General features: G+C 63.6%; 11 protein-coding genes and 1 pseudogene. 4 read left to right on the forward strand and 8 right to left on the reverse strand.

Annotated features, from left to right (window positions below; genetic code table 11):
* Positions 1-12 precede the first annotated feature (12 nt).
* Positions 13-1,887: a glycosyltransferase family 2 protein gene (locus tag VDQ28_RS03725; protein ID WP_323034657.1), complete on the reverse strand. Its 1,875-nt coding sequence runs from the start codon at positions 1,885-1,887 to the stop codon at positions 13-15.
* Between the two features lie 113 nt (positions 1,888-2,000).
* Here VDQ28_RS03725 and VDQ28_RS03730 point away from each other — a divergent pair, with 113 nt between their 5' ends.
* Together VDQ28_RS03730 and VDQ28_RS03735 are read left to right on the forward strand one after the other, a co-directional pair.
* Complete coding sequence (locus VDQ28_RS03730) at positions 2,001-2,666, forward strand: sulfotransferase (protein WP_323034658.1); 666 nt, start codon at positions 2,001-2,003, stop codon at positions 2,664-2,666.
* A 5-nt stretch (positions 2,667-2,671) separates the two neighbouring features.
* Positions 2,672-3,319, forward strand: a complete 648-nt coding sequence (locus VDQ28_RS03735; protein WP_323034659.1) for a sulfotransferase family 2 domain-containing protein — start codon at positions 2,672-2,674, stop codon at positions 3,317-3,319.
* A 62-nt stretch (positions 3,320-3,381) separates the two neighbouring features.
* Here the strand turns inward: VDQ28_RS03735 and VDQ28_RS03740 are convergent, their stop codons facing one another.
* The 4 genes and pseudogenes from VDQ28_RS03740 to VDQ28_RS03755 all read right to left on the reverse strand — a co-directional run bounded on the left by VDQ28_RS03740 (position 3,382) and on the right by VDQ28_RS03755 (position 7,796).
* The gene (locus VDQ28_RS03740; RefSeq protein ID WP_323034660.1) at positions 3,382-4,404 is read right to left on the reverse strand and encodes an aspartate-semialdehyde dehydrogenase; all 1,023 of its coding nucleotides are present in this window, start codon (positions 4,402-4,404) and stop codon (positions 3,382-3,384) included.
* 109 nt (positions 4,405-4,513) lie between these two features.
* Positions 4,514-5,416, reverse strand: a complete 903-nt coding sequence (locus tag VDQ28_RS03745; protein ID WP_323034661.1) for a glycosyltransferase family 92 protein — start codon at positions 5,414-5,416, stop codon at positions 4,514-4,516.
* A 59-nt stretch (positions 5,417-5,475) separates the two neighbouring features.
* Positions 5,476-6,603: a capsular biosynthesis protein gene (locus tag VDQ28_RS03750; protein WP_323034662.1), complete on the reverse strand. Its 1,128-nt coding sequence runs from the start codon at positions 6,601-6,603 to the stop codon at positions 5,476-5,478.
* A 13-nt stretch (positions 6,604-6,616) separates the two neighbouring features.
* A pseudogene (locus tag VDQ28_RS03755) lies at positions 6,617-7,796 on the reverse strand (MFS transporter).
* Between the two features lie 134 nt (positions 7,797-7,930).
* On the opposite strand from VDQ28_RS03755, the gene VDQ28_RS03760 reads away from it, so the two are divergent.
* Complete coding sequence (locus VDQ28_RS03760; protein ID WP_323034663.1) at positions 7,931-9,202, forward strand: MFS transporter; 1,272 nt, start codon at positions 7,931-7,933, stop codon at positions 9,200-9,202.
* Positions 9,203-9,377: 175 nt separating this feature from the next.
* A complete protein-coding gene (locus tag VDQ28_RS03765; RefSeq protein ID WP_323034664.1) occupies positions 9,378-10,169 on the forward strand; it encodes an SDR family oxidoreductase in 792 nt (263 codons plus the stop codon).
* Positions 10,170-10,285: 116 nt separating this feature from the next.
* Here VDQ28_RS03765 and VDQ28_RS03770 read toward each other — a convergent pair whose 3' ends face one another.
* From VDQ28_RS03770 to VDQ28_RS03780, 3 genes are all read right to left on the reverse strand, one after another.
* A complete protein-coding gene (locus VDQ28_RS03770; RefSeq protein ID WP_323034665.1) occupies positions 10,286-10,771 on the reverse strand; it encodes an RNA pyrophosphohydrolase in 486 nt (161 codons plus the stop codon).
* An 11-nt stretch (positions 10,772-10,782) separates the two neighbouring features.
* On the reverse strand, positions 10,783-12,114 hold the full coding sequence (locus tag VDQ28_RS03775) for a S41 family peptidase (RefSeq protein WP_323034666.1): 1,332 nt from the start codon (positions 12,112-12,114) through the stop codon (positions 10,783-10,785).
* A 64-nt stretch (positions 12,115-12,178) separates the two neighbouring features.
* Positions 12,179-13,303 carry a murein hydrolase activator EnvC family protein gene (locus tag VDQ28_RS03780; RefSeq protein ID WP_323034667.1) on the reverse strand — a complete coding sequence of 375 codons (1,125 nt, stop codon included), beginning with the start codon at positions 13,301-13,303 and terminating at the stop codon, positions 12,179-12,181.

The raw sequence follows: 13,303 nt of genomic DNA on the forward strand, positions 1-13,303 counted from the left end.
CCGCACCGCGCGCTAGCGGTGCCGCAAGGCCCGGTACACCCAGCGCGGGTACTCATGGTCAGGGTCCACGCCGCGCTCGGCACGACCAAAGCCCATCAGCCACGCCACGCACACCACCCAAAGCCACGCCAAACGCCCGGCCTTGCCACCCAGTTGCGCCCGCACCATCCGCAAAAACAGCGTGCCGCGCCAACCCGCAGGCAGGTCTGCGTCGTGACGTGCCGGAAGCGCGCGCGCCCAGATCGCGCAGGTCAACGGCGTCGCCGTCCCGGTTGGCGCTTGCGCCAGCGTGGCAACCGGCAAGCGCGTATAGCCCACGCGATCCGTGGCCAGGGCACTGAACAGCACCGCGCCCTGAACCGCGCAAAGGTCCATGTTTTTGCCGGCTAAAGCGGGGATACTCCGCAACAGGTCCGGCCGCATGATCCGATTGCCCAGCATTGGATACAGCCGCAGCGCCTGCTGCGCGCCCATCGGGATCAATGCGCCCAGAAACGGCAACTCGGCCAGGTCGCATCCTGCCACGCGGTTATCGACCCATCCGTCATGGAACCCGCCCCGGTCACGATCAAGGGCCGCAAAAGCCAGTGCCGCGCCGCTGTCCTCCAAGGTGTTCACAAGCCACATCAATCCATCCGGCACGGGCTGCTCGCCCGGCGCATAGATCACCACCGCCGCCCCCATGAGGCGGCCCTGCAGCGCGTCGATCTGCGCCAGATCGACCCGCTCGACAGGCTGCCCGCAGGCCAGATGCGCCGGAACCGCAACGTCAGGCGGGGCCAGCACCAACAGTTGGAAATCGGCCATGCTTTGCTGCTCCAGGGCCTGCAATCCGCGCGCCAGCGCGTCGGGCTGCGCCGGGTCCGCCACCACAATCACCGACACCGGCGTTTTCCCCGCCAGCGCAAGCCCCAGCCCGCGGCTGATCGTCAGGTCGCCATGCGGCGTATAGGCAATGCCCCAAGCCTTGAAATGCGTGGTGATCGCCGCCAGGAACCGGCGCCGCCGCGCCCGATCCTTGACGACCAGCGCGCGCTCATGCACCAACCGCGTTGCCAGACGGGCAAACCCCGTCGCCGCATTGTCAAACCCGCCCCCCAGAACGAGGGGCCGCAGCCGCTCCAACACCGCGAATTGCTCGAACACGCGGTCGCTGTCGGTGCCGGTAATCTGCCCGTCACGGTCGCGCCGGTGGCGATAGAGCGGCCGCGCCACATAGGCAAGCCGCGGATGGGCCGCCGCAAAGGCCCAATAGACCTCGTGATCCTCGTACCAACTGCCCTCGGGAAACCGCAGCGCCCCCCAGGCCGCGCGCCGAAAGAGCTTGTTCCAGGCCGAGGGAAAAACCTGCACCGCAGCGCAGGCATCCGACAGATCGAGGCTGCGATCCGCGCCCCAGGCCTCTGCCCCGTGCAGGGCGGTATGCGGCACCACCGCGCCGTCAGGATAGGTCAGATCAACGCCGCACGCCGCCCATGCCGTGCCCTCGCGCTCGATCGCGGCATGCAGCGCGCCCAGGAACGCCGGCGCAAGGGTATCATCGCCGTCCAGAAAGGTCAGAAACTGCCCGCGCGCCAGCGCCAGCCCGGTGTTGCGCGCGCCCGACAGCCCCATGTTACGCTGCTGGATCAGCCGGAATCGCGGGTCATCGCCCCAGGCCTGCGCCGCGATCTCGCCCGAGCCATCGCGTGAGCCATCGTCGATCACCAGGGCCTCGAAATCGGCAAAGCTCTGGGATTGCAGGCTCGCGATAGCCTCGGCGATGTGGTCCCGGACGTTATAGACTGCGACAATAACCGACACAGCAGGAGGAGGAGAAATCACGGTCATGCCGCAGGTTTCGCACTCCCATGCATCGCCGTAAAGGCCCGTTTCGCGGCGCTGCATTTTGGGTTGGCAGGGGTCCGGGATGCGTATATCGGTAAAGGCCACGCTGACAATTGTAGCGACCCAAAATGGTGCCGAAAATTTCTGATAAAACTCAGCAAATTGAAAAGTTCGTGTTTGTCGTCACTTACGGTCGCTCTGGCTCGACGCTGATGCAAAACCTCCTGAACTCGCTGGATGGGGCCTGCGTGCGGGGCGAAAATGCCCACGCGCTGGAACCCCTTGCGCTGGCTTGGAATACTGTTCTGAATAACCCAAATTTGCGCAGGATGCAGCGGCGCGATAGCCCCTCGCCGCCGACAATCCCTTGGTATGGTGGCGAAAGAATAAACCCGGACCTTTATGGCCGCGCCTTGGCTGAGGTGTTTACCAATCAGATCCTGTCGCCGCCCGAGGGCACCCGGATCAGCGGTTTCAAAGAGATTCGCTGGGCCCAAAACCCCAAGAATTTCAACATCACACTCGATTTCGCCCGTACATTCTTCCCCAATGCGCGGTTCATTTTCAACACCCGCGATCATGGCGAGGTCACAAGGTCTGGCTGGTGGGTCACGACCCCGGAAGACACGGTACGCAGCCAATTGGTCAGCGCCGAGGCCCTCTTTGACGCCTATCTGTCCAAGCATCCGGACAGCGGAATTCGCATGCATTATAACGATTACGTCCGAGACCATGACGCTCTGCGGCCGTTGTTTACCTTTCTGGACGAACCCTTCGATCCAGACTCAGTCGCCCGTGTCATGAGCCAGAAATTGGCTCACCTCAAAACAGAAGAATAGCCCGAATGCTGATAGGTGTAAGAAAACGGTTCGTCTTTGTCGCGAACACCAAAACCGCATCGACGTCGATTGACTCCGTGTTGTGCCTGCATGCCGAAATCATGCGGGCGGGATCGCCAGAACGCAAACACATGAAGCTGGGGGCCATCGCGGCCGAGTATGGGTTTTTGTTCCGAAATCCCAAATTCAATTTCGACACGTTCTTCAAATTCGGCGTGATGCGCGAGCCGCTGTCCTGGATCAATTCCTGGTATCGGTATCGCCGGGGAAACAACGTCGATAGCCCGCTGCGCGCCGATATGACATTCGAAGAATTCTGGCACGCCCGCGACTGGAATACGCAGCGCGAAGGCGGCAAGAAATACCTGCAGAGCAATTTTTTTGTCGATGCCGAAGGCAAAAATCTGGCAGATGTGATCATCCCCTATGAGCGGATGAACGACTATATCCCCGAGATTTTCGCGGCCCTGAAAGTGTCAGGCACTTTGCCCCGTCAGAACGTCAGCGAGGTCCGCGAGACCCCGTTGCACTTGTCGCCCGAGCTGCGCGCCGAGATGCTGGATTTCTATGCGCCGGACTATGAGATCTACAATCAACTGGATCAAATAAACGCGGTCGGCATGGAGAAACTGCGGGAAATGACCCAAAAGTAGGGCCAAAACGAAAACGGGCCGCCGTCGCAGGCAGCCCGTTTCCCTTTGCCTTTGGTTGGCGCTTAGCCCTTTTTCAGGCAGCGCTGCCCCAGAACTTCGGCGATCTGCACCGCATTCAGCGCAGCACCCTTGCGCAGGTTGTCCGACACGCACCACAGGTTGATGCCGTTCTCGATGGTCGAATCCTGACGGATACGGCTGATATAGGTGGCATAATCGCCGACGCATTCGATCGGCGTGATGTAACCGCCGGCCTCGCGCTTGTCGACAACCATGATGCCGGGGGCCTCGCGCAGGATCTCGCGGGCCTCATCCTCGGCCAGGAAATCCTCGAACTCGATGTTGATCGACTCCGAGTGCCCCACGAACACCGGCACCCGCACGCAGGTCGCGGTGACCTTGATCGCCGGGTCCAGGATTTTCTTGGTCTCGGCAACCATTTTCCATTCTTCCTTGGTATCGCCGGAATCCAGGAACACGTCGATATGCGGGATCACGTTGAAGGCGATCTGCTTGGGGTAGACCGAGGGCGCAACCTCTTGACCCGGCACGAAAATGCCCTTGGTCTGGTTCCACAGCTCGTCAATCGCCTCCTTGCCGGTGCCGGACACGGATTGATAGGTGCTCACCACCACGCGCTTGATGCGCGCCCGGTCATGCAATGGCTTGAGTGCCACAACCATCTGCGCGGTCGAGCAATTCGGGTTGGCGATGATCATCTTCTTTTGATAGCCCAGCACCGCATCCGCGTTCACCTCGGGCACGATCAGCGGCACATCGGGGTCATAGCGATACAGCGACGAGTTATCGATCACCACGCAGCCCGACGCGGCCGCTTTGGGCGCGTAAATCTTGGTCGCCTCAGAGCCAACCGCGAACAAGGCAATATCCCAGCCGGTGAAATCGAACTGCTCCAGATCCTTGCATTTCAGTGTTTTATCACCAAAGCTGATTTCAGTCCCAAGGCTGCGACGTGACGCCAAAGCGGCGATCTCGTCGACAGGGAACTCCCGTTCAGCAAGAATGTTCAGAATTTCGCGACCCACGTTGCCCGTGGCGCCCACTACGACAATCCGATAACCCATGAGGATATCTCCAAACAACCGCCCCATCTCATCAGGGACGCCGCCGTATATCGTGCGCACAGCGCAAGGAAAAGCACGAAACGACCGCCCCCGGGCAATCGGCGAACGCCTAGGGATTCGCGGCACCAATCCGGTCCAGAAACGCCAGAACCGTGCGATCCTCGACGGTGTCGGCCTCGATGGCGTCGACGATGCGCATCACCCGGCGCGCGTGTTTTTCGGCCTCGACGTCCGAAATCGCGCCGCCCTTGATCTTGGCCTGCAATTCGGCATCCGAGCGCGTGTAATAATGGTTCAGTTGCAGCCGCTCGCGCGAGGCAAAATCGGGGTTCTTGCGGTCCTTGTGTGCCGCAGGTCGGCCGGCATCATTGACGCCCTCATTCTTGCCATCCACACCAAAGCCATGCACGCCGATTTCCGTCAACCGCGCCGGATCAACGAGACATTTGAAATTCAGCCCGTGGCGCAGCGCGAACGGGTCTGCCGCCCGCTGCAGATAATTGCGCAAGACCGCACCATCGGTCGGCTGGGTATTGCCGCAGCGCCCGAACATCTGCCACGGCAACGAGACATGCGCGTGCGCGTCCAACCCCTCCAGCGCCTCGGGGATCGAGCGGGCGGTCACCGGAACCAGAAACTCATCGACATCAATGAACGCCAACCAGCGGAAATCGGCGCCGAAATTCACCGCCGCATGGGCATAGGCCAACACCTGATTGTGAATCTCGCGGCCTCGTTGCGTGCGAAACCGCTTCTGCGCCCAGGGCACGACCGTCACGGCATCCGCGGGCAGCGCGGCGCGCAGGACCTCGGCGGTGCCATCGGTGCTGGCGTTGTCATACACAAAGACATGGCGCACCCCGGCACGGTGATGAAACTGCGCCCATTCGGTGATGTGGCGCGCCTCGTTCTTGGCGATCAGGACAATCGCCACGCCCGATCGCCCCGGCGCGGGGATCGGTGGCGTGATGCGCAACCGGCTGATTGCGCGCAAGAAAAACGAAAGTGCCATGCGATCTCATGTGCCACAGGGTTTCAGATGATGTCGCGAACAGGCACGCTTGGCAACGCCTATCCGGGCAGGCCACGCGCCTGTGCCAATTTTGCGGCAAAGGCGGCCTTGTCGAACCTCGGTGGCTGGCCCTTGGACCATTCGAACACCGGGTAATAGACCTGATCCAGCCAGTTCATGACCTGCGCCCGAAACCGTGCGTCAAAGCGCAGTTCCTGCGGCGCGGCAAACAAATCCTCCAACTCGGCTTGCCCGGCCGCCGGGGTCACCAATCCGGGCAGCGCCCAGAACGCGCGCCCCAAGGACACCACCGGCTTGTCGTGGAAAAACGCCTGCAATCCCATTGAGGAATTCAGCGTGACGACCCCACGGCTGGCGGCGATCTGCGCGAAACTGTCGCTGGCATTGTCCAGCACAACGCGCCCTGCCCGCAGCAGCGGCTCAATCAGCGGCTGCAACGAGTGTCGCGCGCTGGGGTGCTCCTTGAGGCGCAGGTGCCACCCGTCGGGCAGGTGGTTTGCTGCATGGCCAAGCGCGGCGACAAAGCCCACCATATCGCCGCACCAGCCCGAGAACAGCGTCACCTGGCTGTCATCGGGCACCTGCAACGGGCAAAACAGGAATGGCGTGTCAGGGAGCGCGTCCGAGCCCTGCCCAACATCGCTGCGACGGCTGGGCCGCGCGGTCATGCCCTGCCCGACCGCGCGCCAACCGTCGCCGTTGCGCTGCGCGTCCTGTCCCGCCCAGGCGGCATAGAACGCGGGGTCCTGTGGCACGCTGCTTTGTGCGTTCACGCCGTTCGGGTCCAGCGTGACGCGGCCCGGAAAAGGGGCCAGCTCGGCATAAAGCACCCCCGCCCCGGCATCGCGCGCGCCTTGCAAGAACGCGCCACGCGACCCGCCCAGCCCGTTCCACGCGACGGCCAGTCGATCCGGGTGCCGCGCAAAGTATCGCCGCGCGCCATTGTATTGACCGCGCACCAGCCAGTGTTTCAGCGCCTTCGCCACCCGGCCCGCCGGCTGTTTCTTGGCGCGACTCAAGGCGGCGGTGACCCGGCCCTCGGTCTCGGGGAAATCGCGATAGGACACCATCGGCAGGCGCAGCCGGTGCCCGCCGCCGTCCATCTGCGCCAAGGCGGCAAAAAGCGCCTCCTTGCGGGCGTTGAATTCGGCGGGATAGGTGATCATGCGCAATGGTCCCTCAGTCGGTGCGGTCCTGACTGAACAGGTAAATGGCACAACCGATCAGCATAAGCACGCCGAACATCAGGAAAATCGCCTGATAGGGGGCCTCGGGCGGGATCGGCGCCACGCTGCCATGCACCCGCGCCGAAACCGACTGCATGACGCCCACACCGCCGATGCCGAACAGGTTCATCAAGGTCACGCCACGGCCCAGCGTCTTGGGCGGCATGAAGCTGCGGCCATGCGCCATCAGCAGCGGGAACGACGCCCCGAACAGGCCCACCGCCGCCAACAGCAGCGTCGAGGTCCAATAGCCCGACGCCGGCGCGGCCCAGAGCGCCAACATCGCAGAGGCACACATCAGGTTGCCGCCCAGCACCACCCATTTGCGCGTCCTGAACAGCCGATCCAGCGGGCCATAGGTGAACGACCCCACCACCATCGCCATCGCCATGACCAGCGTCACCCAGCCGATGCTGATCGCATTCGCGCCGTAGACATCCGCGAAATACGGCCCCGCCCACAACCCGCGCATACCGGCGGCGGGCACATAGTTGACCGCCATCAGCGGGAAAATCAGCCACAGCGCCCGTATTTTCAGAATATCCAGCAACGAGCCCTTGCCGGTGCCGGTATCCTCGACGGCGGGCGGGTCCTGCACGAAGCGAAACAGCGCCAGGGCGACGATCACGGTGACCAGCGCCAGCGCGCCGACGGTTTGCCGCCAGCCGAATGTCTCGGCGGCCCAGGCCAGCGGAAAGGCTCCGGCCAGGTTGCCCAGCGTGCCGAAGCCGATGATCGCCCCGGCCAGTGTGGCAAACACCGCCGCCGGGTACATGCGGCCAAAGATGTAATAGGCGGCCATCAACACCGGCGAACAGCCGATGCCGATCAGGATCATCGCCAGATGAATATGCATCGGGCCTTGCGCCAGGGCGAACAGCAGCGCGCCGCCCCCCCCCCGCCACGCCCAGCAGCCACGCCGCCGTGCGCCGCGGGCCCAGCGTATCCAGCGCCCAGCCAACCGGGATCTGCATGGCTGCAAAGGTCAGGAACCAAAGCCCCGAGGACACCGCCAGATTCTCGGGCAGCGCGCCGATTTCGGCCCCCAGCACCGGGCTGAGGACCGCCAGGAACGCGCGGTAAAACTGGCTGAGCACATAGGCGATCACCAGAAAGAAGATCCCGAGTTTCATGGGCTGTCGTTCCTGCATCTGTTAAGTGTTGCGCGACTTTCGCCCAAAATCGCCGCCACGTCCAGCGGCTTCCAACGACGCGCGCACCGGCAATTGGTCTTGCAATCCGGGGCCCGATGCCATGTCATCACGCCATGACACAAAACATCCGCGCGGTTCTGTCTTCGGTGAAATCCCTGCTTGGCGGCACCGCTGCCTTCATGCTGGGCAACAGTCTGCTGGGCGTCGTTTTGCCGCTGCGCATGGAGGCGGCGAATTACCCCGTGGCGCTGACCGGGGCTGTCATGGCCGCCTATTATCTGGGGTTGGCGCTTGGCGGGTTGCGCGCCAAACATGTGTTTTTCCGCATCGGCCATATCCGCGCCTTTGCCGTGTTCGCCGCGCTCACCGCGGCAACCACCCTCGCCTATGCGGCGTTCTTCCATCCCGTCGCGTGGATACTCTTTCGCGTTATCAACGGGTTCTGCATCGCTGGCATGACCGCCGGCATCGAGAGTTGGCTCAACACCCGCGCCAGCAATGAGACACGCGGTCGGGTGCTCAGTTTCTACATGCTGACCTTCTACATCGCCATCGCGACCGGACAAACCATGGTCAATCTGGCCGATGTCGCCGGGCCCGACCTGTTCATGCTCGCCGCCGCCATGATCGGCCTGTCGCTGATCCCCATCGCCATGACCAGCCTTGGCGAGCCGAACCTCAGCAACAGTGGGGTGCTGCGCGTGCGCGATCTTTTTGCCGCCTCCAAGGTCGGCGTTGTCGGGGCCGCCGTCGCCGGTCTGATGGTTGGCTCGTTCTATGCGCTGGGCATCGTTTTCGCGCGCCGCATCGGGCTTGGCGTCTCCGAGGCCGCCCTGTTCATGAGCGTCGTGGTGCTGGGCGGGTTGATCGCCCAGCTTCCGATCGGCGTGCTGGCGGATCGCTATGATCGCCGCCTTGTCATGGCGGGGACGCTTCTGGCCGTCGGGGCGGCGTGGGGCACACTCGCCAGCTTTGTCGCGTCCGGCTTGCCATTTTTCGCCTTGCTGATTGTCGCCGGGGCGTTTGGCGGCGCGATGAGCAGCGTTTATCCGCTTTGCGTCGCACAAACCTTTGACCGGCTGGAACGGCGGTTTTACATCGCCGCCTCGGGGCGCTTGCTGATGGTCTATTCCGTCGGCGCGACACTGGGCCCGCTGCTGGCCTCGGCGCTCATGTCGGCCTTTGGCCCCTCCAGCTTTTTCCTGTTCGAATCCGGCGTGGCAATCCTCTATGCACTCTTTGTCTTGTACCGCGTGCGCACCGCGCCCTGCGTGCCCGAAGATCAGCGCGAGAAATATGTGCCTCTGCCGGACGTGACACCGGTGGCAATGGCGCTCGATCCGCGCACCGACCCCAAAGAGCAGCACGAGGCAGCCACTGCCTGACAGGGCACGCCGCTTGAAAACCGCGTCCGGGCCTTTTACGATGCCCGGGTCAAACCGAGGGGGGAAATGACAATGGACAAGCGCCACCGGTAATCCGGCAAACCGCTTTTCACAGGCACCGCGCGTCACCGACGACCGGTGTTTGCTCTGCATTTTCCAACCCCAAGGACGACACATGCCAAGACTCAGCGGAAAAACCGCCCTCGTGACCGGGGCCGCGCGCGGCATCGGTGCGGCCATTGCCCGGGCCTTTCAGGCGGAGGGCGCGCAGGTCATTGTCACCGATATTGACGGTGCAACCGGCCAGGCAACCGCCGACGCCATCGGCGCGCGTTTCGCACGGCTCGACGTCGCATCCGAGGCCGATTGGGCCGCGCTTGCCAAGGAGTTTCCCACCCTCGATGTGCTGGTGAACAACGCCGGCATCACCGGATTCGAGGGGCCGCACACTGGCGCGCCGCCGTCCCACGACCCCGAAAACGCGCAACTGGCCGATTGGCGCGCGGTCCATGCCGTGAACCTTGACGGCACGTTTCTGGGCTGTCGCTATGCCATTCGCGCGATGCGGCCAAAGGGGGCAGGTTCCATCGTGAATATCTCGTCGCGCTCCGGGATGGTGGGAATTCCCATGGCCGCCGCCTATGCCGCGTCAAAGGCCGCGATCCGCAATCATACCAAGAGTGTCGCGCTCTATTGCGCAAGTCAGGGGCTGAATATCCGCTGCAACTCGATCCACCCCGCCGCCATCCTGACCCCGATGTGGGAGCCGATGTTGGGCAATGGTCCCGACCGCGCCGACCGTGCCGCCGCGATGGTTGCCGACACGCCGATGCGGCGTTTCGGCACCCCACAAGAGGTCGCGGCAATCGCCGTGCTGCTGGCCTCGGACGAGGCGGCCTATATGACCGGGGCGGAACTCACCGTTGACGGCGGCATCCTTGCAGGATCAGCGGCGACACCGGGTTAGGGCGCGGTTTTGTCCGTGACGGGGTGAAAGGCGTTAAAATGCGGTAAACGCTGCATGGTAAGCCCTTGATTTTACAAGTCTCACGATCTGTCCCACGGGGGGACAGCAGGCGTCTCTCAGTCCAGATAAGGCCGGAACTGCGCCACCACCTGCCGATAGATATCGCGTTTGAAAGGCACGATCTTCTCGACGATTTCCCCCGACGGAATCCAGCGCCATTCGCTGAATTCCGGGTGCGGCTGGGCCAGATTTATCTGATCATCGCGGCCCAGATAGCGCAGCAGATACCATTTCTGTTTCTGCCCCCGATAACGCCCCTTCCAGATCCGCGGCACGATTTCCAGCGGCAGATCATAGGTCAGCCAATCGGGCGTTTCCGCGACCACCTGAACCAGCGCGGGCGGCACACCGATTTCTTCCTCCAACTCCCGCAGCGCGGCCTTTTGCGGGTCCTCCCCCTCATCAATGCCACCCTGCGGCATCTGCCACGCCGGCACTTCGGAATCGAAGCGCTGCGCGGCAAAGATCAGCCGGTTGTCATTGATCAGCATCACGCCGACATTCGGACGATACGGCAGGCCCTTGACCGCGTCAGAGTTCATCCGCGCCCCCCTCAGCGACCGCGTATCGCCGCCAGCCCGCGCAGGATATCCAAAGCATAGGCCAGTTGATAATCCTCGGTGCGAAGCTGGGCGACTTCTTCGGCGGCGCGCTCCTCTTCTTCGATCTGGCGGCGCTCATCGTCGGTGATGGTGCCGTTTCGCAACGATCCGCGCAGCGAGGATTCGGTGCGCTCCGGGCGCGCCTCCTCTTCGGGAGCAACCGGATCATCCAGGCGGCGCGGCTGATGCACGACGATATCGGGGGCCACGCCCAGCGCCTGAATCGAGCGACCCGACGGCGTGTAATACAGCGCCGTCGTCAGCCGCATCGCACCATTGCCGCGCAACGGGATCAGTGATTGCACCGACCCTTTGCCAAAGCTGCGCTCGCCGACAACAACCGCCCGGTTGTGATCTTGCAGCGCACCCGCCACGATTTCCGACGCCGACGCCGAACCGCCGTTGATCAGCACCACCATCGGCCGCCCCTCGATCAGGTCGCCGGGGGTCGCGTTGTGGCGCTCGCCTTCGGTCTCATCGCGGCCACGGGTGGAGACGATCTCGCCGCGCTCCAGGAACGCATCCGATACACTGATCGCTTGCAGCAACAGACCCCCCGGATTGTTGCGCAGGTCCAGAACCACGCCTTGCAGGTTCTCGATCCCGCCAAGCTCGGCAATGGCCTCTTCCAGCTGCTGGGCCAGATTGTCATAGGTCTGTTCGTTGAACGTGGTCACCCGCATCACGGCGATACTGCCCTCGATCCGGCTGCGCACCGCGCGAATCTGAATCGTGTCGCGGATGATTGACAGGTCGAACGGCTCGGCCACGCCTTCGCGCAGCAGGGTGACGATGATCTCGGAGCCAACCGGGCCGCGCATCAGATCCACCGCTTCGGGCAAGGTCAGCCCCAGCAGCGAGACCCCATCAACCGCCGTGATCAGATCACCGGGCTGCACGCCGGCATGAAACGCAGGTGTGTCGTCGATCGGTGTGATGACGCGGACATAGCCCTCTTGCTGGGTGATCTCGATGCCCAGCCCGCCAAACGCGCCGCGGGTCTGGACGCGCATGTCTTCATAGTCTTCGGGCGGCAGGTAGCTGGAATGCGGATCGAGCGAATTCAGCATCCCGTTGATCGCCGCGTTGATCAGCGCACCCGAATCCGCCTCGGTCACATATTGCGAGCGGATGCGTTCGAACACGTCGCCGAACAGATCGAGCTGCTCATAGATCGTCGTCTCGCTTTCCTGCTCTTGCGCAAGCAGCGGGCCAACCCACTGCGTCGTGATCAATGCGCCGCTCAGAACACCGGCGCAGACGGCCACAAGATATTTCTTCATCATTCTTTCCCGTCTCGCTGGACCCATCCCGCGCCCAGAGAGGCGGCGGTGGTGCCGTGTCAGATCATCTCTCACTCAAATCGAACCACTCGCCGGGGTCAATGGCCAGCCCGTTCTCTCTGAGTTCCAGATACAAGGTTTCACTGCGTCCCGCTACCGGGTCTCTTTGCACAAACTCGTCACCGGACTGCTCGCCGCCGGGCATCAGACCCAGCGCATCGCCTTGCGCCAGAACTTCGCCCATGCGGGGATAGACCACATCCAGCCCGGCCAGAATGATCAACCACCCTTCGCCGGGTTCGATCAAGATCACGTTGCCATAATCCAGCAAGGGGCCGCGATAGCGTACCGAGCCGTGCCACGGCGACACCACCAGGGCCCCCGGTTCGGTCGCCAGCACAAGACCGGGGCGGATGATCCCGGCGGCGTCGGCCCCTCCGGCGCGGTGCAGGACCGTGCCGACCACCGGCAAGGGCAGCCGCCCGCGCGAAGCTTCGAACACCGGCAAATTGGCGGAGACGCCGGCGGGGCGCATCGCCAGCCCGGTGGCCAGTTCCTCCAGGGTGCGCACCGATTCCAGCAAGACCATCATGCGGGTTTCATCCTCGGCCACGCGCGGCGGCAGGTTCCGGCGATCCGCCATCGCCTGCGACAACTCGGTGCGCGCGCCTTGCAGACTGGCCAGACCCAGATCGAGCGTTTCGATCGCGACCTGTTGCAGCCCGCGCAATTCCGCCAACTCGCGCGCCAATTGGCCGATGGTCTGCGCGCGGGCCTGCATCGCGGGGGCCAGGTCGGCCATCATCATGCCCGCGCGCGCCGTCGCCAGCGGGCCTTGCGGATGCACCAGCATCACCGGGCCTTCGATGCGCTCGACCGCCATCATTGCGCCCAACAGCCGCGACACGTCGGCCTGTTGGCGCTCCAGAACCCGGTTGATCGTCGCCTCGCGCAGCGTCGCATCGCGCAGCCCGGCCCGCAGCGCCGACAACCCGGCTTCATGCGCCTGAATCGCGCTGGTCAGGGCAATCACCTGATCGGGCGCGTCGTGGGCATCGGCCAGCCCATCAATCGCCGAGAGCAGGGACAAAGCCGCCGCGCGCGCGGTTTCCACCGGGTCGCCGGTTTCGGCCAAAGCCGGAGCCCCAGCCAGACAAGCCGCAATCGCCAAGGCCCGTGCAAACCGCAT

The organism is Pararhodobacter sp. (assembly GCF_034676545.1).
Lineage (GTDB): Bacteria > Pseudomonadota > Alphaproteobacteria > Rhodobacterales > Rhodobacteraceae > Pararhodobacter.